Below are 22,449 nucleotides of genomic sequence, written 5' to 3'. Positions count from 1 at the left end.
TCCGAGTCTATCGAGCCGCGGTGACAGTGCTATCTTCGGCATAGGCCAAAACAGATTTCGTACCGCACGTTGCTGCGCGTACCGCACGAGAGGGCGACCATGACGGACAGCGAGCAGAGCACCATCGGATCGAGCCGGGTCAAGCGCGGCCTCGCCGAGATGCTGAAGGGCGGCGTCATCATGGACGTCGTCACCCCCGAGCAGGCGCGCATCGCCGAGGACGCCGGCGCGGTCGCCGTCATGGCGCTCGAGCGGGTCCCCGCCGACATCCGCGCCCAGGGCGGCGTGGCCCGGATGAGCGACCCGGACCTGATCGAGGCGATCATCGCCGAGGTGTCCATCCCGGTCATGGCGAAGGCCCGCATCGGCCACTTCGTCGAGGCCCAGGTGCTGCAGGCGCTGGATGTGGACTACATCGACGAGTCCGAGGTGCTGTCGCCCGCCGACTACGTCAACCACATCGACAAGTGGCAGTTCACCGTCCCGTTCGTCTGCGGTGCGACCAACCTCGGCGAGGCGCTGCGCCGTATCAACGAGGGCGCGGCGATGATCCGCTCCAAGGGCGAGGCGGGCACCGGCGACGTGTCCGAGGCGACCAAGCACATCCGCAAGATCACCTCGGAGATCAACGCACTGAAGTCGATGACCAAGGACGAGCTGTACGTCGCGGCCAAGGAGCTGCAGGCCCCGTACGAGCTGGTGCGCGAGATCGCCGACACCGGCAAGCTCCCGGTCGTGCTGTTCACCGCGGGCGGCGTGGCCACCCCGGCGGACGCCGCGATGATGATGCAGCTCGGCGCGGACGGCGTGTTCGTCGGCTCGGGCATCTTCAAGTCGGGCAACCCGGCGCAGCGCGCGGCGGCGATCGTCAAGGCGACCACCTTCTATGACGACCCGTCGGTCATCGCGGAGGTGTCGCGCGGCCTCGGCGAGGCCATGGTCGGCATCAACGTCGGCGACCTCCCCGCCCCGCACCGCCTGGCCGAGCGTGGCTGGTAACGGACAGAAGGTCGGCGTCCTCGCCCTGCAGGGCGACTTCCGTGAGCACCTCGCGGTCCTGCGCGGCCTGGGCGCCGACGCCGTTCCGGTCCGCCGGGCCGCCGAACTCGATGAGATCGGCGGCCTGGTCATCCCGGGCGGCGAGTCGAGCGTGATGGACAAGCTCTCGCGCACGTTCGGCCTGGCCGAACCGCTGCGCGAGGCGATCGCCGGCGGTCTGCCGGTCTACGGCACCTGCGCGGGCCTCATCATGCTGGCCGACCGCATCCTCGACGGCATCGCCGGCCAGCAGAGCCTCGGCGGCCTGGATGTGTCGGTGCGGCGCAACGCCTTCGGCTCGCAGGTGGACTCGTTCGAGACCGACCTGGACATCCCCGCGGTGGGCGAGGAGCCGATGCACGCCGTGTTCATCCGCGCCCCCATCGTGGAGGAGGTCGGCCCCGCGGCGACCGCGCTCGCGCGGGTGGCGGACGGCCGCGTCGTCGCCGTTGAACAGGGCAACCTGATCGGGACGTCGTTCCACCCGGAGATCACGGGGACACGCGCTTCCACGAGTACTTCTTGACCAAGGTGCGCGACGCCGCTCGCGTACAATGGACGAGTTTTCAGACGTAAGACGAGGGAGCACCAGTGTCCGGGCATTCCAAGTGGGCAACGACCAAGCACAAGAAGGCGGTGATCGACGCCCGCCGCGCGAAGTCCTTCGCCAAGCTCATCAAGAACATCGAGGTCGCGGCGAAGACCGGCGGCGCCGACCTGTCCGGCAACCCGACGCTCGTCGACGCGGTCCAGAAGGCCAAGAAGACCTCGGTCCCCAACGACAACATCGACCGCGCCATCAAGCGCGGCGCCGGCCTCACCGGTGAGTCGATCGACTACACGACGATCATGTACGAGGGCTACGGCCCGGGCGGCGTCGCCCTGCTCATCGAGTGCCTCACCGAGAACAAGAACCGCGCCGCCGCCGAGGTGCGCACGGCGATGACCCGCAACGGCGGCACTATGGCCGACCCGGGCAGCGTCGCGTACAACTTCCACCGCAAGGGCGTCATCGTGGTGCCGCACGCCGACGGCGTGGATGAGGACACGGTCCTCACCGCGGTGCTCGACGCCGGCGCCGAAGAGGTCACCGATCGCGGCGAGAGCTTCGAGGTGCTGACCGAGGCGTCCGACCTGGTCGCCGCCCGCACCGCGCTGCAGGAGGCCGGCATCGACTACGACTCGGCCGACGCCGAGTTCGTGGCCACGGTCAACGTCGAGGTCGACGTCGAGGTCGCCCGCAAGGTGTTCCGCCTGATCGACGCCCTCGAAGACTCGGACGACGTCCAGAACGTCTACACCAACCTCGACATCAGCCCCGAGGTGCAGGCGCAGCTCGACGACGACGACGAGTAGGCGGAAGCCGTGACGATCCGGGTGCTCGGTATCGACCCGGGTCTGACGCGCTGCGGCGTCGGGATCGTGGATGTGCGTCCCGACCGCCGCGCGACCCTGGTCGACGTCACGGTCATCCGGACACCGCCGGGCATGGCGCTCGAGGAGCGCCTGCTCGCCGTCGGCACCGGCATCGAGCGGCTGCTCGACGAGCACGGCCCCGCGGTCGTGGCGATCGAGCGCGTCTTCGCGCAGCACAACCTCCGGACCGTCATGGGCACGGCCCAGGTGAGCGGCGTCGCTCTGCACTCGGCCGCCAAGCGCGGGCTCCCGGTCGGCCTGCACACGCCGAGCGAGGTCAAGGCGGCGATCACGGGCTACGGCTCGGCCGACAAGAAGCAGGTCCAGGCGATGGTCGCGCGCATCCTCGGACTCGACGAGGCGCCGAAGCCCGCGGATGCGGCGGACGCGCTCGCGATCGCCATCTGCCACGCCTGGCGCGGCGGCCCGGTCGCGCCGGACGCCGGGGGAGCGGCCGGCTCCCTCACCCCCGCGCAGGCCGCGTGGCGCGCCGCGGAGCGCTCCAGCCGAGCGTCGGCGGCTCCCCGTAGGCTTGCACGGTGATCTCATCCCTCCGCGGCACCGTCCTCTCGGCTGTCGGCGGCACCGCCGTCATCGAGGTCGGCGGCGTCGGCTTCTCCGTGCAGTGCACGCCCGACCACGTGCTCTCGCTGCGCACGGGGGAGGAGGCGTTCCTCCACACCTCCCTCATCGTGCGGGAGGACGCACTGCAGCTCTTCGGCTTCGCCGATCGGGAGCAGCTGGAGGTGTTCGAGCTGCTCAACGGCGTCTCCGGCGTCGGTCCGAAGTCGGCGATCGGCGTGCTCTCCGTGCTGTCACCGGACGACATCGCCACCGCGGTGTCCGCGGACGACGACGCGCCGTTCCGCAAAGTGTCCGGAATCGGGCCTAAAACAGCCAAGCTCATCGTCGTGTCGCTGACGGGCAAGTTGGCCGCCGCACGGCGTCCGGCTCCTGTCGCGAAAAGGGCCGGCGCGCCATCGTCGGTCGCCGACAGCGTGCTCGTCGCGCTCGTCGGGCTGGGCTGGCCGGAGCGCATCGCGTCCGACGCCGTCGCCGAGGTCGTCGCCGACACGGCCGAGTCGGAGCGCGACAGCGTCCAGACCCTCTTGCGGCTCACTCTCGCCCGCCTCGGCCCGGCGCAGCAGGCGGCACGATGAGCGACGACCTGACCGCGCCCGAACTCGAGTCGGAGTCCGAGCTCGCGTTCGAGGGCGCCCTGCGGCCGCGCAGCCTCGCGGAGTTCGTCGGCCAGGCGAAGGTCCGCGGGCAGCTGCAGCTGCTCCTCACCGCGGCCCGTATGCAGGAGCGCACGGCCGACCACATCCTCCTCGCCGGTCCTCCCGGGCTCGGTAAGACCACCCTCGCGATGATCGTCGCCCACGAGAGCGGGCGTCCCCTGCGCCTGTCGAGCGGACCGGCCATCCAGCACGCGGGAGACCTCGCCGCGCTGCTGTCGTCGCTGACGCCGGGAGAAGTCCTGTTCATCGACGAGATCCACCGCATGGCGCGCTCCGCGGAGGAGATGCTGTACCTCGCGATGGAGGACTTCCGCATCGACATCATGGTCGGCAAGGGGGCGGGCGCCACATCCATCCCGCTCGACCTCGCGCCGTTCACGCTGGTCGGCGCGACCACGCGCTCGGGTCTCCTCCCGAACCCGCTGCGCGACCGCTTCGGCTTCACTGCGCACCTCGAGTTCTACGACGACGCCGAGCTCACGCAGGTGCTGTCGCGCGCGGCCGTCATGCTCGAGTTCGACATCGACCGCGAGGCGCTGGCCGAGATCGCCGGACGCTGCCGCGGCACCCCACGCATCGCCAACCGGCTGCTGCGGCGGGTGCGCGACTACGCCCTCGTGCACGGCGGACGGGGCGATGTGGATGCGGTGCGCGCGGCGCTCGAGCTGTACGACGTCGACCCTCTCGGCCTCGACCGCCTCGACCGGGCAGTGCTGCACGCGATCCTGGAGCGCTTCGACGGGGGACCGGTCGGCCTGAACACCCTCGCGGTCTCTGTCGGCGAAGAGGCCGAGACGATAGAATCAGTGGTCGAACCGTTCCTCGTGCGCATCGGTCTTCTGTCCCGGACCCCGCGTGGGCGGGTGGCGACGCCGGCGGCGTGGCGGCACCTGGGGATCCCCGGCCGGGGGCAGGGCTCCTCCCAGCCTCCGACGCTGATCGATGACATATAATCCAACCTGGCCGTTCGGCCAACCCCTTGCCCCCCATTGAAAGGTTCGGCAAAGCCTCATGGCCTTTGACCCGTTGACCATCCTGATGGTCGTCATCCTGGCGGCCCTCGTCTTCTTCATGTTCCGGAACAGCCGGAAGCGCCGCAAGGAGCAGGAGGAGACCCGTTCCAAGATGGTGCCCGGCGCCGAGGTCATGACCAACTTCGGCCTGTACGGCACCCTCCTGTCGGTGGACGAGGACGACAACTCGGCCGTCATCGAGACCAGCCCGGGCCACACCGTAAAGGTGCACCGCCAGGTGCTCGCCCGCGTGGTCGAGCCGAAGGACGCCGTCGACGCGACCGAGACCGGCGACGCCGCCGCGCCGGCCGTCGAGCTGAACGAGGACCACGCCATCCCGGCCGACGGCACGAACGCCGCGACCCCGGAGTACGGTGAGCGCCTCGACGACGCGTCCAAGAAGCGCACGCAGAACGACGACTGACACATTCCCTGTGCTCCGGCGCCCGACCGCGCCGGAGCACTCGTAGAAAGCTGAGTACCTAGGTGGCAAAGTCGACCCCGGTCAAGAAAGCCTGGCGTTCGCTGACGTGGCTCGGCGTCATCGTGGTGGTGCTCCTCGGCACCCTCACGGCCGGCGTCCTGTTCAGCAATGCGACGTGGCTGCCCAAGCTCGCGCTCGACCTCGAGGGCGGGACGCAGATCATCCTCGCCCCGCAGGTCGAGAACGGTCAGTCGGTGCAGCAGCAGCAGCTCGACCAGGCGGTCTCGATCATCCGTCAGCGCATCGACGCGTCCGGCGTGTCCGAGGCCCAGATCTCGACCGAGGGATCGCGCAACATCGTCGTCTCGCTGCCCGGCAAGCCGGACCAGGCGACGCTCGATCGCGTGAAGTCCTCGGCCCGCCTCGACTTCCGCCCGGTGCTCGTCGCAGGCGGCCCGACCAACGAGGTCGTCGGTGCCGACGGCAAGTCGACGCCCGCGCCCACGCCGGCCCCGGGCCTCCAGTCGACGCCGTCGACCAAGCCGACCAACGGCAGCGACCTCGCGTGGGTCACGCCGAAGCTCCAGGCCGAGTTCGACGCCTACGACTGCAAGGCCAACGCGAGCAAGACGTCCAGCTCGGCTCCGACGGACCAGCCGCTGATCACCTGCGACGACCAGAACCAGGTCAAGTACCTGCTCGGGCCGGTCGAGGTGAAGGGTCAGGACATCAAGGACGCGTCGGCGGGGCTCGTGCAGAGCTCGCAGGGCGTGACCACCGGCCAGTGGGCCGTCAACATCGTCTTCAACGACGCGGGCACCAAGGCCTTCTCCGACGTCACCACGCGACTCGTCGCCGAGCAGGGAGCGCAGAACCAGTTCGCGATCGTGCTCGACGGCAAGGTCATCTCGGCGCCGACCACCCAGGCGGCGATCACGGACGGCAAGCCGCAGATCACCGGCAACTTCACCGAGACCACCTCGAAGGCGCTCGCCGACCAGCTGAAGTTCGGCGCGCTGCCGTTCAGCTTCAAGGTGCAGAGCCAGGACACGATCTCGGCGACCCTCGGTACCTCGCAGCTCCTCAGCGGTCTGCTCGCCGGTCTGATCGGCCTCATCCTGGTCGGCATCTACACGTTCTTCCAGTACCGCCTGCTCGGCTTCGTGACGATCTTCTCGCTCGTCGTCGCCGGTGTGCTGACCTGGCTCACCATCTCCCTGCTGTCGTGGCACTACGACTACCGCCTGTCGCTCGCCGGCGTCGCGGGTCTGATCGTCGCGATCGGCTTCACGGCCGACTCCTTCATCGTGTACTTCGAGCGAATACGAGACGAGTTGCGCGATGGGCGCAGTCTCGAGGGTGCCGTGGAGGCGGGCTGGGGACGCGCGCGGCGCACGATCTACGCGTCGAAGGCCACCAACCTGCTCGCGGCCGTCGTGCTCTACGTGCTGACCGCCGCCAACGTGCGCGGGTTCGCCTTCACCCTCGGACTGACGACGATCATCGACGTCATCGTGGTGCTGCTGTTCACCCACCCGACGCTGCAGCTGCTGGCGCGCACGCGCTTCTTCAGCTCCGGCCACCCGCTCTCGGGCCTCGACCCGCAGGCGCTCGGCGCCGTGTACCGCGGTGCGGCCAAGTTCCGTACGCCGACCGCGACCGTGGGCGCCGGTACGGCCGCTCGCAGCAGCAAGGAGGCGGCCCGCCGCCAGACGATCGCGGAGCGCAAGGCGGCAGAGCTCGCCGGCGCGTCGACGTCGTCCTCCGATCGTGGCTCCGAGGGGAAGGACTCCTGATGGCCAGCCGTCTCGTCAAGTTCGGCAACGACCTCTACACCGGTGCCCGGTCGATCGACTTCGTCGGCCGACGGAAGATCTGGTACTCGATCGCCGCCGTCATGGTCGTGATCTCCATCCTGATCCCCGTGGTCAAGGGCGGGTTCAACTTCTCGATCGAGTTCCGCGGCGGATCGCAGTTCCAGGTGAGCGACGTCTCGAGCACCGACACGTCGAAGGCCCAGAGCGCGGTCACGAGCGTCGTCCCGAGCGCGGTGACGCACGTCAGCGTGGTCGGCAACAACGCCGTGCGCGTGCAGACCGACCAGCTCTCCGAGTCGCAGACCCGCGAGGTGTCGGACGCGCTCGCTAAGGCGTACAACGTGGACTCGTCGGAGGTCTCCGCGACGTTCATCGGCCCCTCCTGGGGTGCGGATGTGACGCAGCAGACCATCCAGGGCCTCGTCGTCTTCCTGCTGCTCGCGTTCATCGCCATGGCGTTGTACTTCCGCACCTGGAAGATGTCGGCCGCGGCGATCATCTCGCTGTTCCACGACCTGATCATCACCGCGGGCGTGTACGCGCTCGTCGGTTTCGAGATCTCGCCTGCGACGATGATCGGCTTCCTGACCATCCTCGGCTACTCGCTGTACGACACCGTCGTGGTGTTCGACAAGGTGCGCGAGAACACCAAGGAGGAGCTGGAGCTGACGCGCCGGACGTTCGCGGAGTCGGTCAACCTGGCGGTCAACCAGACGCTGGTGCGCTCGATCAACACCGCCGTCGTCGCGGTGCTGCCGGTCGCGTCCATCCTCTTCATCGGCGCCTACGCCCTGGGCGCGGCAACGCTGCGCGACATCTCGCTCGCGCTGCTGATCGGCATCATCGTCGGCACGTACTCGACCATCTTCCTGGCGGCTCCGATGTACTCGCAGTTCCGTGAGAAGGAGCCGGCCATCCGCAAGCACGACCAGAAGGTGCTCGCCATCCGGCCGAAGGCCACGGTCAAGCGCGACGTCGTCGCGACGGCCGCGGAGTAGCCGGCCGCATGACCGACGCCTCCGCCCCCACCGGGTACCTTCCCGAGGACGAGGTGTCGGCCGCGCGTGCGCGCGAGCTCACCGACGCGGGCTCCGCCTGGCTGCTCGACGTGCGCGAGCCGTTCGAGTGGGAGGCGGGCCACGCGCCCGGCGCCCATCACATCCCGCTCGGCGAGCTGGGGGAGAGGCAGCACGAGCTCCCCGACGGCCAGCAGATCCTCGTCGTGTGCCGAAGCGGCCACCGGTCGCGGATGGTGACCGACGCCCTGAACGAGGCCAACTATCCGGCGGCCAACGTCGCGGGCGGGATGGGCGCCTGGCAGGAGTCCGGTGGGCCGGTCCAGCGCGACGACGGTACGCCAGGAGCGATCGCGTAGCCTGCGGAACGTTCACCGTGACGGAACGGTGGGTTTCAGCGGCCATAATGGACGGAAGGAGGCGCGCATGGTTGACACGACGACATCGCAGAGCGCTTCCCTGCGCCGTCTGGTACCCCGCATCTTCTCGCGGGCACAGCCGTCGGGAGCGGTCGACACCCTGATCCGCACGGTGCGCATGCACCACCCGAAGGCCGATCTGTCGCTGATCGAGCGCGCCTATGCCACTGCCGAGCGCGCCCACCGCGGCCAGAAGCGCCGCTCGGGCGAGCCGTACATCACGCATCCGGTCGCCGTCGCCCAGATCATCGCCGACCTCGGCATCGGTGCCAAGACCATCGCCGCTGCGCTCCTGCACGACACGGTCGAAGACACGGAGTACACGCTCGATGAGCTCCGCGACCAGTTCGGCGACGAGATCGCGATGCTGGTGGACGGCGTCACCAAGCTCGACAAGGTCAAGTACGGCGATAGCGCCCAGGCCGAGACCGTCCGCAAGATGATCGTCGCGATGTCGAAAGACATCCGCGTGCTGATCATCAAGCTGGCCGACCGCCTGCACAACGCCCGCACCTGGGGGTTCGTGCCCGCGGCGTCCGCCACCCGCAAGGCGACCGAGACACTGGAGATCTACGCTCCGCTCGCGCATCGCCTCGGCATCCAGGCGATCAAGTGGGAGCTCGAAGACCTCTCCTTCGCGGTGCTCTACCCGAAGCTCTACGCCGAGATCGAGAGCCTCGTGAAGCAGCGCACGCCCGAGCGCGAGCGTCTGGTGCAGCAGGTCATCGACGCGATCAACGACGACCTGAAGTCCGCGAAGATCCGTGGCAAGGTCGTCGGCCGGCCGAAGCAGTACTACTCGATCTACCAGAAGATGGTCGTCCGCGGTCGCGAGTTCGACGACATCTACGATCTGGTGGGCATCCGCGTTCTCGTCAACACCGTGCGCGACTGCTATGCCGTGCTCGGCCAGATCCACGCGCGCTGGACGCCGATGCCCGGCCGTTTCAAGGACTACATCGCGACGCCCAAGTTCAATCTGTATCAGTCGCTGCACACGACCGTGATCGGCCCGCAGGGTCGTCCGGTCGAGATCCAGATCCGCACGGAAGAGATGCACCAGCGGGCGGAGTTCGGTGTCGCCGCGCACTGGAAGTACAAGGAGCAGACCACCGGCAAGAGCACCGGCGGACCGGGCAAGGTCGACACCGACCTCGCGTGGCTCGCCCACATCTCCGACTGGCAGGCCGAGACCGCCGACCCGAGCGAGTTCCTGGACTCGCTCCGGTTCGAGATCGGCGCCAAGGAGGTCTACGTCTTCACGCCCAAGGGGCGGGTCATCGGCCTGCCGGCCGGCGCGACGCCGGTCGACTTCGCCTACGCCGTCCACACCGAGGTCGGCCACCGCACGATGGGCGCCAAGGTCAACGGCCGTCTCGTCCCGCTGGAGAGCAGCCTCAACACCGGCGACGTCGTCGAGATCTTCACCTCGAAGAACCCCGACTCCGGCCCCAGCCAGGACTGGCTGAACTTCGTCAAGAGCCCCCGTGCGCGCAACAAGATCCGCCAGTGGTTCACCAAGGAGCGCCGCGACGAGGCGATCGAGCAGGGCAAGGACGCGATCGCGCGCGCGATGCGCAAGCAGAACCTGCCGCTGCAGAAGCTGATGACCCAGGACGCGCTGGTCGAGGTGGCCTCGTCGCTCAAGTACCCGGACGTCTCGGCGCTGTACGCGGCGATCGGCGAGGGTCACATCTCGACCCAGTCGGTGATCGAGAAGATCCTGGCGTCGCTGCAGACCGACGTCGAGTCGGACGGTGAGCTCGAGATCCCGGTCAAGGGCCGACGCCAGCTGCGCAACAGCGACTCCGGCGTTCTCGTGCGCGGCGCGCCCGACATCCTGGTCAAGCTCGCGAAGTGCTGCACGCCGGTGCCGGGCGACCCGATCGTCGGCTTCATCACCCGCGGCCAGGGCGTGTCGGTGCATCAGGCGAGCTGCCACAACGTGCAGTCGCTCCTGCAGGAGCCGGACCGCATGATCGACGTCGAGTGGGCGCCGAGCTCGAAGAGCGTCTTCCTGGTGCAGATCCAGGTCGAGGCGCTCGACCGGTCCGGGCTGCTCAGCGATGTGACCCGTGTGCTCTCGGAGCACCATGTGAACATCCTCTCCGCGACGGTGACCACGTCGAACGACCGACTGGCCCTGAGCCGCTTCGTCTTCGAGATGGGCGACACCACCCACCTCGACCGCGTGCTGAACGCCGTGCGACGCATCGACGCCGTCTACGACGTGTACCGCGTCAGCGCCGGCTGAGCTCGACGACCGGCGATGCCGGCCAGCTGACGTCGGGCACCCGCCCCGCGTCCGGCACCCGCGCGACCTGGGGCAGCCGCCCCCGTGCCAGGTCCGCGCCCTTGCGCGGTCGCGCCTCCAGCCGCTCGGAGAGCTCGTCGACGCCCACCGAGGCGAGCCTCAGCAGACCCCGCACCTCGAGCGCCTGCTCCGAGCGGAAGCGCCCAGGAGCGCTGAGGAGGTCGAGCGCGGTCCGCAACGGAGTGGTCACCAGTGCCGGTCCGATGGTCACCGTCTCGTCGGCCGCCAGGGTGCGGTGGCACGCGTCGACGAGCGCGGACGACACGCGGCCGCGCCGTGCGGCCGGGACGCACACCTGCGGAAGCGGCGGAGGCGATGCGCGCGTGCCGTGGATCCACGCCGCCGAGCCGCGGTCGGCGACGGTCCAGCCGGGCGCGGAGCGGACGAACGCGGACGCGCGCAGCTCCGGACCGTCCGGCGTGCCGATCGCGGCGAAGGAGTCGCCGACGCGGAACAGCTGACCGTCGAGGCACAGGGCGAACAGCTCCGCCAGGGGGAGCACATCCGCATCGAGCAGGGGAGAGGTGATCGAGGACATGCCTCCAGCCTCGCCGCTCGCCGCGCCGCGCACCCGCCGATCGCCGGATCGGTGGAGAACCAGCGCGAGAGCCGTCCTGTGGAGACTTCCTCGCGCGTCAGCCGGAACTCAGCCCAGCGCGTCCAGCCAGATCTTGCGCGCGTCCAGGGCCTCCTGCGCCGCCTTCACCTTCGCGCTGTCGCCGGACGCCTCCGCCTCGGCGAGCTCCTGCTCGAGCTTGGCGATCGCCGCGTTGAGCTGGCTCGCGAGCCCCTCGGAACGCGCCTTCTTCTCCGGGTCGTTCTTCTCCCAGTGCTCCTCGTCGAGGCGGCGCACGGCCGCCTCCACCTTGCGCAGGCGGTCCTCGATGGGACGCACCTGCTCACGCGGCACGCGACCGATCGCGTCCCACCGCTCCTGGATCGACAGCAGTTCGGCGCGGGCCGCCTCGCGGTCGGTCGCCTTCAGCAGGGGCTCCGCCTCGTCGAGGAGGGCGAGCTTCTGCTGCAGGTTGACCTCGTACTCGGCGTTGTCGCGCGCATCCACCTCGGCCTTCGCGGAGTAGATCGCGTCGCCCGCGGCCTTGAACCGAGCCCACAGCGCGTCGTCGTTCTTCTTGCCCGCGCGACCCGCGGCCTTCCACTGGTCGAGGAGGCGGCGGTACTCGGGCACACCGTCCGCGCCGAGCGGGATGAGCTTCTCGGCCTGCTCGATGAGCGCGTTCTTGCGGTTGCGCACGTCGCGGTGCTGCGTGTCGAGCTCGGCGAAGAACGCCTTGCGGTTGTGCTCGATGGTCGAGCGCGCGGCGCGGAACCGCTTCCACAGCTCGTTCGCCTCGTTCTTCGGGATGCGCGGCCCGTCGTGCTGGTGGGCCTGCCACCGCGCGAACAGCGCGTCGAGGGCGGTGCTCGTGTTCTTCCACTGCGTGCGCGCAGGGTCTTGCGCGGCCAGCGCCTCGGCCTCTTCGACGATCGCGGTGCGCTCGGCGACCGCGGCCTCGAGCGCGGCCTTCGCCTCGGCGCTCTGCTGCTCGGTGAGCTCTTCGACCGTGCCGCCCAGCGCGTCCAGGCGGGTCAGCAGGGAGGCCAGGTCGCCGACGGCGTTCGCGCCCTCGACCGAAGAGCGCAGGTTGGCCACCGACTTGGCGATGTCGCTCGCGGGCGCGCCGCGGCGGGCGCGCTGCTCCAGCAGGCCGACCTGGCCGGCGAGATCGGTGTACTTGCGCTCGAAGTACGCGAGCGCCTCGTCCGCCGTCCCGTCGGGGTACTCGCCGACGACGCGTTCGCCGTCGCCCTCGCGGACGTATACGGTCCCGGTCTCGTCGACACGACCCCAGGGGTGCTGTTCAAAAGTAGCCAAGAGCCTCACCTTGCTGCTGCGCGATGCGGGCGGGATGCCGCACGAACGTTTGGGAATCAGCCTATTGCACCGGCCGCGATCACTGCAGGGTGAAGGTGTCGATGGTCGTGGCCACGGCGGGCTTGCCGTCGGTGCCGCCGCCCTCGATGCCCTTGTCGGCGACCTGCGTCTTCAGTTGGTCGAGTCCTGAGGTCACGTGGCCGATCACGGTGTAGCCGCCGGCGTCGTCGGAGGGGATGGTCGTGTCCTCGTAGACGATGAAGAACTGGCTGCCCTGGCTCTCGGCGTTGTTGCTCTGACGGGCCATCGCGATGGTGCCGGCCTTGTAGACATTGTCGGCGGGGGCGTTCTCGATCGGGCCGTAGGAGTAGCCCGGGCCGCCCTGGCCGTTGCCCTCCGGGTCGCCGCACTGCAGGACGTAGAAGCCGCCATTCGTCAGGCGGTGGCAGGTGAGCCCGTCGTAGAACTTCTTCTGCACGAGGGACACGGTGGAGGCGACCGCCTGCGGGGCGGCGGCGCCGTCGAGCGAGACGCCGAGCGGGATGCCGTTGATCGTCATCGTGCCGGTCCAGGTGCGGTCCTCGGCGAGCGACTTCGGCGGCACGGTAGCGGAAGTGGACGGCGTGGACGGCTGCGCCGACGACGAGGCCTTCGCGGCGCCCGGTCCGGCCGAGAAGTAGAGGAGCTGCGTGCCGACCGCGAGGGCGACGATCACGAGGGCCGCGATTCCGGCCACCCAGTTGTCACGGCGGCGGCGCTTGGCCTTGTGCACGTGCACGGTCTGGCGCGCCTGATAGGCGCGCAGCCGCTCGCGGGCGAGTCGCGCGTCGCGGTCGTTCTGCTTCGGTGCCACGTGTGTCCTCCGGCGGTCCGTACGGGGGATGTCCGCGAGGCGGAGCCCGCTGGATCATGGAGAACCCTATCGAGCGCGCCTATGGACGACAAACCGGCGGCTCCCAGCGAACGGCCGCAGTGTCGGTGGTCGCGACTACGCTTGTCAGGTGGTCGATGTGCAACCTGGGCTCCGGACGGGAGCGACGCCGCTCGCTGTCCGCATGCGCCCGAAGTCGCTCGACGAAGTGGCCGGTCAGCGCCATCTCCTCAAGCCCGGGTCGCCGCTGGTCGCCCTCGCGTCCGACAAGGAGGGGCAGTCGGGGTCCGTCTCCGTCATCCTCTGGGGTCCTCCCGGCACGGGCAAGACGACGCTGGCGCAGGCGATCGCGCACTCGTCGGGCCGACGGTTCGTCGAGCTCTCGGCGGTGACCGCCGGCGTCAAAGACGTGCGTCTGGTCATGGACGAGGCGCTCTCGACGCGCGATCTCTACGGTGTCTCGACCGTGCTCTTCCTCGACGAGATCCATCGCTTCACCAAGGCTCAGCAGGATGCACTGCTCCCCGGAGTCGAGAACGGCTGGGTCATCCTCGTCGCGGCGACCACCGAGAACCCGTCGTTCTCGGTCATCTCGCCGCTGCTCTCCCGCAGCCTGCTGCTCACGCTCGAGACGCTGAGCGACGACGACCTCGGCGTCGTGGTCGATCGAGCTGTCACCGACGAGCGCGGGCTCGGCGGCCAGTACACGCTCGATCCGGAGGCGCGCGCCGCGATCATCCGGCTGGCGTCGGGTGATGCTCGCCGCGCGCTCACGGCGCTCGAGGCCGCCTCCGTGACGGCCGCGTCGTCCACGCCGGCGACGTCGAAGAAGAAGCCGGTGATCACCGCCGAGCTTGTCGCGCAGGCGGTCGACCGCGCCCTGCTCCGCTACGACCGCAACGGTGACGAGCACTACGACGTCATCAGCGCCTTCATCAAGTCGGTGCGCGGCTCCGACGTCGACGCCTCGCTGCACTACCTGGCCCGCATGATCGAGGCGGGGGAGGACCCGCGCTTCATCGCCCGCCGCATCATCGTGCTCGCATCGGAGGACATCGGCATGGCCGACCCGACGGCGCTCGGAGTGGCCGTCGCAGCCGCCGACGCCGTCCAGTACATCGGCATGCCCGAGGGGCGCATCCCGTTGGCTCAAGCCGTCGTGCACCTGGCGACCGCGCCCAAGTCGAACGCGGCGTACATGGCGCTGGATGCGGCGATCGCCGACGTCCGCGCCGGGAAGATCGGCCGCGTCCCGAAGCACCTGCGCGACGCGCACTATCCGGGCGCCAAGCGCCTCGGCCACGGCAAGGGCTACAAGTACCCGCACGACGACGCGCTCGGCGTGCTGCAGCAGCAGTATCTGCCCGACGAGCTGGACGGCACGACGTACTACACGCCGACCGAGCACGGCAACGAACGCGACGTGTCCGCGCGCCTCGCGAAGCTGCGCCGCATCGTGCGCGGACGCTGACTCCGCTCTGCTATCATTGACCCGCCTAGAAGCGTGTGCGGGGTCGGCTGCCGAGTACACGATTCGACGGGACCGACCCTTTAGCCGGGGGTCCCTGGCGACAATCCCTCTCTCTTCGGGCACTGTGCCCACACAAGGCGCGTATGCGCCCGCATCCACTACTTCAGAGAGAAACTTCGAAAGGAAATCGTGTCTTCACGTTCCCGCAGCAAGACCCGCGAGTCGCGGGCCCTGGGCATCCCGCTCACCCCGAAGGCGGCGCGCTACATGGAGAAGCGCCCCTACGCTCCCGGTGAGCACGGCCGCACCAAGCGCAAGGCCGACTCGGACTACGCCGTTCGTCTGCGCGAGAAGCAGCGCCTGCGCGCCCAGTACGGCATCCGCGAGAAGCAGCTCCGCATCGCCTTCGAGGAGGCCCGTCGTACCCAGGGCCTGACCGGTGAGAACCTGGTCGAGCTGCTCGAGATGCGTCTCGACGCCCTCGTGCTCCGCGCCGGCTTCGCCCGCACCATCACGCAGGCCCGCCAGTTCGTGGTGCACCGCCACATCCTCGTCGACGGCAAGATCGTCGACCGTCCGTCGTTCCGCGTGAAGCCGGGTCAGCTCATCCACGTCAAGGCCCGCTCCGAGGGCACCGAGCCCTTCCAGGTCGCGGCCGCCGGCGGTCACCTCGACGTCCTCCCGAAGACCCCGGGTTACCTCGACGTCGAGATCGACAAGCTGCAGGCCCGCCTGGTGCGTCGCCCGAAGCGCGCCGAGGTCCCTGTGACCTGTGAGGTCCAGCTGGTCGTCGAGTACTACGCGGCCCGATAAGGCGGCGTTCTCACTCCCGGACGGGGTCGTGGCTTTCGAGCCACGGCCCCGTTTCCGTATCCGCCGCGGGCTCGGGCGACTACGCTTGTCCCGTATGCCGGAGGCGGAATGGAAGGAGCCCCCATGTCGGGAGGAGACATCGCGGGACTGATCGCAGCACTCGTGTTCGCGGTCCTCGTCGGGTTCATCGCCATCCCGCTGATCAAGCTGGGGCGGGTGCTCGACTCGACGCGCGACGCGATCAAGGAGGCGAGCGACGGGATCACCCCCATCCTCGACGAGACGGCGACCACGCTGCAGGAGACCAACAAGCAGCTCGCCCGCGTCGACGTCATCACGAAGAACGTGGCGGATGTGACCGGCAACGTGTCCTCGCTCGTCGCCCTCTTCGCCGCGACCGTCGGCGGTCCGCTGATCAAGTTGGCCGGTTTCAGCGCCGCCGCACGGGCCGCCTTCAAGGCCGCGGGCGGGTTCTCCACCAAGAAGTCCGCATCCCGATAACCCTCCGGCTCCTCCCACTAGACTTGTTCGGGTGCGCCGGGCGTCCGCGCCGGGCCCCATCCGCAGAGGGAGGATCAGCATGAAGAGTTTCCTGTGGCTGTTCATCGGCGTGGGCATCGGCTTCGCCGTCGCCCACAAGGTGAACGAGACCCAGAAGGGTCGCGAATTCTTCAGCACCATCGACCAGAAGGCGCGCGACTTCGGCGAGGCCGTGACCGACGGCTACCGCCAGCGCGAGGCCGAGATCCGCTCGGCCATCCAGGGCGACTGACGCCCCCTTCCCCTTTTCGCACACCTCGATCGACCGGAACCCATGCAGACCGCTGAAATCCACCGCCGCTGGCTCGACTTCTTCGCGCAGCGCGGCCACACCGTCGTCCCCTCCGCCTCCCTGGTCAGCGACGACCCGTCGCTGCTCTTCACGGTGGCCGGGATGGTGCCCTTCGTGCCGTACCTCACGGGCGTCGTGCCTGCGCCGTTCCCGCGCGCCACGAGCGTCCAGAAGTGCATCCGCACGCTCGACATCGAGGAGGTCGGCAAGACCCCGCGTCACGGCACCTTCTTCCAGATGGCGGGCAACTTCTCCTTCGGCGACTACTTCAAGGAGCAGGCGATCACGTTCGCGTGGGAGCTGCTGACCACGTCGGAGGACCAGGGCGGCCTCGGCTTCGACCCGAAGGACCTCTGGGTCACGGTCTACGAGGACGACGACGAGGCGCGCGAGATCTGGGAGCGCGTCTCCACCCTGCCGCCCGAGCGCATCCAGGGCCTCGGCAAGGACACGAACTACTGGTCGACCGGTCAGCCCGGCCCCGCGGGTCCATGCTCCGAGATCTTCTTCGACCGCGGACCGGCGTACGGCATCGACGGCGGCCCCGCCACGGACGACGACCGTTACGTCGAGATCTGGAACCTCGTCTTCATGCAGTACCTGCGCGGCGAGGGCGACGGCAAGAAGGACTTCGAGATCCTCGGCGACCTGCCGAAGAAGAACATCGACACCGGCCTCGGACTGGAGCGCGTGGCGTTCATCAAGCAGGGCGTCGACAACATGTACGAGATCGACCAGGTGCGGCCGGTGCTCGACCGCGCGGCCGAGCTCGCGAACAAGCCCTACGGCAACGAGGCGCACGAGGACGACGTTCGTCTGCGCGTCGTGGCCGACCACGTCCGCAGCGCGCTCATGCTCATGGCCGACGGCGTGACGCCGTCCAACGAGGGCCGGGGCTACGTGCTCCGCCGCCTGCTGCGCCGCACGATCCGCTCCATGCGCCTGCTGGGTGTTGAGACGGCGACCTTCCCGGAGCTGTTCCCGGTGTCGCGCGACGCGATGAAGGCGGCCTACCCGGAGGTCGAGACCGAGTTCAACCGCATCTCGCAGCTGGCGTACGCCGAGGAGGAGACCTTCCTGCGTACGCTCGCGGCGGGCACCAGCATCCTCGACACCGCCGTGTCGAACACGCAGAAGGAGGGTCGCGGGCAGCTCGCGGGCGACACCGCGTTCCTGCTGCACGACACGTACGGCTTCCCGATCGACCTGACCCTCGAGATGGCGGAGGAGGCCGGCCTCAGCGTCGACCGCACCTCGTTCGACAAGCTCATGGCCGATCAGCGCGCCCGCGCGAAGGCGGACGCCAAGGCGAAGAAGACCGCGCTGGCCGACCTGTCGGTCTACAGCTCGTTCCGTTCGCTCGGCGAGACCGTGTTCACCGGCTACACCGAGCTGACGACCGAGTCGAGCGTGCTCGGCCTGATCGTCGACGGCCGGTCGGTCGACCGCGCCCGCGAGGGCCAGGTGGCCGAGATCATCCTGGGCGCGACCGCGCTCTACGCGGAGTCCGGCGGTCAGGATGCGGACGCCGGCACGATCGTCGGCCCCGGCTACGAGCTCGACGTGCTCGACGTGCAGAAGCCGGTCAAGGGCCTGATCAGCCACAAGGTGCTCGTGCGCAGCGGCGAGGTGGGCGTCGGCGCGCCCGCGACCAGCATCGTGGATGCCGACTACCGTCGCGGCGCACGCCAGGCGCACTCCGGCACCCACATCATCCACGCGGCCCTTCGTCAGGTGCTCGGGCCGAACGCGCACCAGTCGGGCTCGTACAACAAGGCCGGCTACCTGCGTCTCGACTTCTCGTGGAACCAGGCGCTCTCGGCCGAGACCCGCAGCGAGATCGAGGAGATCTCGAACAACGCGATCCGCCAGAACCTCGAGGTCACCACCCGTGAGCTGCCGCTCGCCGAGGCCAAGTCGCTCGGCGCGATGGCGCTGTTCGGCGAGAAGTACGGAGACGTGGTGCGCGTCGTCGACATCGGCGGCCCGTGGTCGCGCGAGCTGTGCGCGGGCACCCACGTGTCGACGAGCTCCGAGATCGGGATGATCAACCTGGTCAGCGAGTCGTCCGTCGGTTCGACGAACCGCCGTGTCGAGTCGCTCGTCGGTCTCGAGGCATTCAAAGACCTGGCGGTGGAGCGCACGATCGTGTCGCAGCTGTCCAGCTCGCTCAAGACGCCGCGCGAGCAGCTGCCGGAGAAGATCGCCGACCTGATGGCGAACCTCAAGGCGGCCGAGAAGCGCATCCAGGCGTTCGAGGCCCGCGCCGTGCTCGACAAGGTGCCGTCGCTGCTGGAGTCCGCGACGCGCCGCGGCGCGGTGACGGTGGTCGCCGAGGATGCGGGCACCCTCAACACGGCCGACGACCTGCGGCTGCTGGTCACCACGGTCCGCGAGCGTCTCGGCTCGGATGCGGCGGCGGTCGCCCTCGCGGCGCGGGCCGGCGGCAAGCCGGTCGTGATCGTCGGCACCAACCAGGCGGCGCGCGACGCCGGCGTCAACGCCGGTGCTCTGGCGAAGACCGCCGCGGGCGTGCTCGGCGGCGGGGGCGGCGGCAAGGCCGACCTCGCCCAGGGCGGAGGCACCGACGCGGAAGCGATCCCGGCGGCGCTGAGCGCGGTCGTCTCGGCGATCGGATAACTCCCGATGCGCAGCGGGGTGCGCGTCGGCATCGACGTGGGCAAGGTCCGGATCGGCGTCAGCCGGTCCGATCTCCACGGGATGCTGGCGACCCCGGTCGAGACGGTCGCACGCTCCGAAGACGGTGTGGATCGTCGCCGGATCGCCGAGATCGTCGGGGAACTCGGAGCCTTCGAGGTTATCGTCGGACTGCCGCTGGCGCTCTCGGGCGCCCACACCGCCTCCACCGGAGACGCGATCGGTTTCGCCGAAACGCTGGCCGCAGAGGTGGGTGTTCCGGTACGACTGGTGGACGAGCGACTCTCCACGGTGTCGGCGTCCCAGGCGCTGCGCGCGTCGGGCAGGAACACGAAGAAGGCGCGTCCGGTCGTGGACCAGGTCGCGGCCACGATAATTTTGCAGCACGCCCTCGACGCGGAACGGGCCACCGGCCGTCCGCCGGGTGACCCCGTCGAAACGAGCATTGGACAGTAGCTTGTCTCAGAACCCCCAGGAGCGGCCGGAGCCGCCCTCGTTCCCGGCCGTGAACCGCTCTCCCGCGGTTCCGCCCGCCGGCGAGGCGTCCGGCGGCGGAGAGCGTCCGCCGATGACGCGACGGGAGGCGCGCGCCGCCCGCGAGGCGGAAGAGCGCGCTCAGGCTGGCGCTCCGGAGGAGCACAAGGAGCCGCAGGGGCCGGAGGAGCCGCAGGCGCCCGCACAGCCGGTCTCGGCCGCCGTGTCGCCGTCGGCCGCCGGCTGGTCCCTGAACGACGGCTCGCCCATCTCGTCGCCGACCCCGACGCAGGAGTCGCCGGCCGACGTCGCCGCCCTCGCCGGGCTCGACTTCGACGCGGTGGTCACCGGTCCCGTCGCGCAGGTCGAGGAGCCCCAGCCGGTGGGGTCGCAGCCCGGCACGGTGTCGACGAGCGGTCGCACTCGCATCACGACCATCCTGCGCGTACTCTCTTCGGAGTGCTGGACACCGATGACGCGTCAGCCCAGGACGAGCACCCCCTCGTCTGGCGGCAGCAGAACTACCTGTCCCACGAGGAGCCCCCGAAGAAGCGCCGCTGGGTGAAGCGGCTCATCGTCACGGTCGTGATCCTCGCGGTCCTGGGCGGCATGGCGGGCGGCGCGTACGCCATCTTCCAGCCTCAGATCGCCAAGGTTCAGGACGCCCTGTTCCCACCGGAGAACGACTACAAGGGCAACGGCTCGGGCGAGGTCATGTTCACGATCGCATCCGGTGACGACGGCTCCACGATCGCGAACAAGCTGGCCAAGGCGGGCGTGGTGAAGACCTACGAGGCCTTCTACTCGCTGCTGCTGCGGCAGAAGCCCGAGCCGGAGTTCCAGCCGGGCGTCTTCAAGCTCGCCAAGAAGATGAGTGCGGCTGCGGCCCTGGCCACTCTGCAGGATCCCGCCTCGCGCGTCGAGAACACGGCCGTCATCCCCGAGGGCACCGTCGAGAAGGACATCCTGCAGACGGTCGCCGACTCCACGAAGATCCCGCTCGCCGACCTCCAGGCCGCCGCGGCGAACCCGGCGGCCTACGGGCTGCCGCCGGAGGCGAAGTCCTTGGAGGGCTTCCTGTTCCCGGCCACCTACACGTTCGCGCCGGGCACCACGGCACAGCAGGCGATCAAGACGATGGTCGACCGGATGTTCCAGTCGCTCGACGAGGCCGGAGTCGCTCCCGCGAACCGGTGGAACACGGTTGTGCTGGCCTCCATCGTGCAGCGCGAGGCGGGACTGAAGGACGACTATCCGAAGGTCGCGCGCGTGTTCCTCAACCGCATCGCGCAGGGCTGGGACCTCCAGTCCGACGCCACGGTCGCGTACGGCACGGGTCACACCGACCGCGTGGAGACCACCGATGCCGAGCGTGCGGACGCCGGCAACCCGTACAACACGTACGTGCACCCGGGCCTCCCGGTCGGACCGATCTCGAACCCGGGCGACCTGGCGATCAACGCCGTGCAGAAGCCCGCGGACGGCCCGTGGATGTACTTCGTGACCTGGAACCTGCAGACCGGCGAGACGATCTTCTCGACCACGCAGGCGGAGCACGAGGCCGCGGTGGAGAAGTGGCAGCAGTGGATGAAGGACAACCCGAACTATGGCTGAACCCCGCAACCGACCGGCCGATGACGAGCTGGGAGTGGAGGACGGCGTCTCCGAGGCGTCGGCCGAGGCGCTGATCGCCGAAATCGTGGAGGCCGAGCGTGAAGCGGAGGCCGAGGAGGCAGCGGTCGCGGAGGCCGAGGAGGCCGCCGAGCGCGAGGAGCCGGCGGACGACGACCAGGAGGAGGCGGAAGCCGAGCCGGCGGGTGAACCTGAGCCCGAGTCTGCCCCCGCGCCCGCGAAAGCGGCCAAGAAGGGGACACCGCGCAAGGCCAAGGCCCCAGCCGCCGGCTCGCGGTGCTGGGCTCGCCGATCGGCCACTCCCGCTCGCCTGAGCTGCACCGTGCCGCGTATGACGCACTCGGCCTCGACTGGTCGTACGAGGCCGTCGAGGTCACCGAGGACGGCCTGCCGGCGTTCATCGACGGACTCGGTCCGGAGTGGCGCGGCCTGTCGCTGACCATGCCGCTGAAGAAGGCCGTCCTTCCGCTGCTCACCGAGACCGACCGCATCGCCGACCAGACCGGCGGCGCCAACACGGTCCTGCTCGACGGCGACGACCTGCGTGGCTTCAACACCGACGTGGCCGGCATCGTCCGAGCGCTGCAGGCCGCGGGGCTCGAGGAGGCGCGGTACGTCCACATCCTGGGCGGGGGAGCGACCGCGGCGTCCGCTCTCGTCGCCGCCGCCGAGCTGGGCGCGGAGCGCGTGGACGTGCACGTCCGCGACCTCGCGCGCAGCGCCTGGATCGAGCCGCTGGCGAACGACCTCGGGCTGCGCGTCCGCATCCGCCCGTTCTCGCAGGCGGACCGCTCGCTCGACGTCCCGGACCTCGTCATCAGCACCCTGCCCGGCGGTACCACGACGGAGGCGGTCTACACCGACTCCACCCGCCGCCGTTCGGTGCTGTTCGACGTGGCCTACGAGCCGTGGCCGACCGCGCTGGCCCGGCAGTGGGAGGCCGTCGGCGGCCGCACCGTGTCGGGACTCGCCATGCTGGCGCACCAGGCGCTGCTGCAGGTCCGCATCTTCGTCTCCGGCGACCCGCTGCAGCCGCTCGAGGACGAGCCGGGCGTGCTCGCAGCGATGCTGGACGCGGTCGGGATCGACGAACAGGGCGACCCGCTCGAGAACTGAGGCACCAC

The 22,449-nt window shown here is 69.6% G+C and carries 20 protein-coding genes and 2 pseudogenes; 19 read left to right on the top strand and 3 right to left on the bottom strand.

Features of this window, described 5'->3' with window-relative positions; all coding sequences use genetic code 11:
• Positions 1 to 99 precede the first annotated feature (99 nt).
• The 11 genes and pseudogenes from A0130_03830 to A0130_03780 all read left to right on the top strand — a co-directional run bounded on the left by A0130_03830 (position 100) and on the right by A0130_03780 (position 10,638).
• Positions 100 to 999: a pyridoxal biosynthesis lyase PdxS gene (locus A0130_03830; protein ANF30927.1), complete on the top strand. Its 900-nt coding sequence runs from the start codon at positions 100 to 102 to the stop codon at positions 997 to 999.
• A pseudogene (locus tag A0130_03825) lies at positions 989 to 1,614 on the top strand (glutamine amidotransferase subunit PdxT). Before A0130_03830 ends, A0130_03825 begins: the two are co-directional and overlap by 11 nt.
• A 15-nt stretch (positions 1,615 to 1,629) precedes the next feature.
• Positions 1,630 to 2,394, top strand: a complete 765-nt coding sequence (locus tag A0130_03820; GenBank protein ID ANF30926.1) for a transcriptional regulator — start codon at positions 1,630 to 1,632, stop codon at positions 2,392 to 2,394.
• Between the two features lie 9 nt (positions 2,395 to 2,403).
• A complete protein-coding gene (locus A0130_03815) occupies positions 2,404 to 2,997 on the top strand; it encodes a crossover junction endodeoxyribonuclease RuvC (GenBank protein ANF30925.1) in 594 nt (197 codons plus the stop codon).
• Complete coding sequence (locus A0130_03810; protein ID ANF30924.1) at positions 2,994 to 3,614, top strand: Holliday junction ATP-dependent DNA helicase RuvA; 621 nt, start codon at positions 2,994 to 2,996, stop codon at positions 3,612 to 3,614. The genes A0130_03815 and A0130_03810 overlap by 4 nt, the downstream gene beginning before the upstream one ends.
• Positions 3,611 to 4,648, top strand: a complete 1,038-nt coding sequence (gene ruvB, locus A0130_03805) for a Holliday junction DNA helicase RuvB (GenBank protein ID ANF30923.1) — start codon at positions 3,611 to 3,613, stop codon at positions 4,646 to 4,648. The genes A0130_03810 and ruvB overlap by 4 nt, the downstream gene beginning before the upstream one ends.
• Positions 4,649 to 4,706: 58 nt before the next feature.
• Complete coding sequence (locus tag A0130_03800) at positions 4,707 to 5,132, top strand: preprotein translocase subunit YajC (GenBank protein ANF30922.1); 426 nt, start codon at positions 4,707 to 4,709, stop codon at positions 5,130 to 5,132.
• A gap of 62 nt (positions 5,133 to 5,194) precedes the next feature.
• Positions 5,195 to 6,928, top strand: a complete 1,734-nt coding sequence (locus A0130_03795; protein ANF30921.1) for a preprotein translocase subunit SecD — start codon at positions 5,195 to 5,197, stop codon at positions 6,926 to 6,928.
• Positions 6,928 to 7,947, top strand: a complete 1,020-nt coding sequence (locus A0130_03790; protein ID ANF30920.1) for a preprotein translocase subunit SecF — start codon at positions 6,928 to 6,930, stop codon at positions 7,945 to 7,947. Before A0130_03795 ends, A0130_03790 begins: the two co-directional genes overlap by 1 nt.
• Positions 7,948 to 7,955: 8 nt before the next feature.
• Positions 7,956 to 8,324 carry a sulfurtransferase gene (locus A0130_03785; protein ID ANF30919.1) on the top strand — a complete coding sequence of 123 codons (369 nt, stop codon included), beginning with the start codon at positions 7,956 to 7,958 and terminating at the stop codon, positions 8,322 to 8,324.
• 67 nt (positions 8,325 to 8,391) lie between these two features.
• Positions 8,392 to 10,638: a GTP pyrophosphokinase gene (locus A0130_03780; GenBank protein ID ANF30918.1), complete on the top strand. Its 2,247-nt coding sequence runs from the start codon at positions 8,392 to 8,394 to the stop codon at positions 10,636 to 10,638.
• Here A0130_03780 and A0130_03775 read toward each other — a convergent pair.
• The 3 genes from A0130_03775 to A0130_03765 form a co-directional block, all read right to left on the bottom strand.
• The gene (locus A0130_03775) at positions 10,625 to 11,236 is read right to left on the bottom strand and encodes a hypothetical protein (GenBank protein ID ANF30917.1); all 612 of its coding nucleotides are present in this window, start codon (positions 11,234 to 11,236) and stop codon (positions 10,625 to 10,627) included. The genes A0130_03780 and A0130_03775 overlap by 14 nt on opposite strands.
• A gap of 108 nt (positions 11,237 to 11,344) precedes the next feature.
• Positions 11,345 to 12,574 carry an ATPase gene (locus tag A0130_03770; GenBank protein ANF30916.1) on the bottom strand — a complete coding sequence of 410 codons (1,230 nt, stop codon included), beginning with the start codon at positions 12,572 to 12,574 and terminating at the stop codon, positions 11,345 to 11,347.
• 79 nt (positions 12,575 to 12,653) lie between these two features.
• The gene (locus A0130_03765; protein ID ANF30915.1) at positions 12,654 to 13,427 is read right to left on the bottom strand and encodes a peptidylprolyl isomerase; all 774 of its coding nucleotides are present in this window, start codon (positions 13,425 to 13,427) and stop codon (positions 12,654 to 12,656) included.
• 202 nt (positions 13,428 to 13,629) lie between these two features.
• Here A0130_03765 and A0130_03760 point away from each other — a divergent pair, with 202 nt between their 5' ends.
• The 8 genes and pseudogenes from A0130_03760 to A0130_03725 all read left to right on the top strand — a co-directional run bounded on the left by A0130_03760 (position 13,630) and on the right by A0130_03725 (position 22,441).
• A complete protein-coding gene (locus tag A0130_03760; GenBank protein ANF30914.1) occupies positions 13,630 to 14,916 on the top strand; it encodes an AAA family ATPase in 1,287 nt (428 codons plus the stop codon).
• A gap of 189 nt (positions 14,917 to 15,105) precedes the next feature.
• Positions 15,106 to 15,729 carry a 30S ribosomal protein S4 gene (locus tag A0130_03755; GenBank protein ANF30913.1) on the top strand — a complete coding sequence of 208 codons (624 nt, stop codon included), beginning with the start codon at positions 15,106 to 15,108 and terminating at the stop codon, positions 15,727 to 15,729.
• 123 nt (positions 15,730 to 15,852) lie between these two features.
• Positions 15,853 to 16,230 (top strand): hypothetical protein, encoded by a 378-nt coding sequence (locus A0130_03750; GenBank protein ID ANF30912.1) that lies wholly within the window; start codon positions 15,853 to 15,855, stop codon positions 16,228 to 16,230.
• A 79-nt stretch (positions 16,231 to 16,309) separates the two neighbouring features.
• Positions 16,310 to 16,501, top strand: coding sequence for a hypothetical protein (locus A0130_03745; protein ID ANF30911.1), 192 nt, complete (start codon positions 16,310 to 16,312; stop codon positions 16,499 to 16,501).
• Between the two features lie 42 nt (positions 16,502 to 16,543).
• Positions 16,544 to 19,201 (top strand): alanine--tRNA ligase, encoded by a 2,658-nt coding sequence (locus tag A0130_03740; GenBank protein ID ANF30910.1) that lies wholly within the window; start codon positions 16,544 to 16,546, stop codon positions 19,199 to 19,201.
• 18 nt (positions 19,202 to 19,219) lie between these two features.
• Positions 19,220 to 19,675 (top strand): crossover junction endodeoxyribonuclease RuvA, encoded by a 456-nt coding sequence (locus tag A0130_03735; GenBank protein ANF33281.1) that lies wholly within the window; start codon positions 19,220 to 19,222, stop codon positions 19,673 to 19,675.
• 112 nt (positions 19,676 to 19,787) lie between these two features.
• Positions 19,788 to 21,307 (top strand): annotated as a pseudogene (locus A0130_03730) (hypothetical protein).
• Positions 21,308 to 21,601: 294 nt separating this feature from the next.
• Positions 21,602 to 22,441 (top strand): hypothetical protein, encoded by an 840-nt coding sequence (locus A0130_03725; protein ANF30909.1) that lies wholly within the window; start codon positions 21,602 to 21,604, stop codon positions 22,439 to 22,441.
• Positions 22,442 to 22,449 lie beyond the last annotated feature (8 nt).

The sequence above is a fragment of the Leifsonia xyli genome, assembly GCA_001647635.1.
Classification (GTDB): Bacteria; Actinomycetota; Actinomycetes; order Actinomycetales; family Microbacteriaceae; genus Leifsonia; species Leifsonia xyli_A.
The sequence above is the reverse complement of the archived record's forward strand: the minus strand, read 5'-3'. Positions and strand labels throughout refer to the sequence as shown.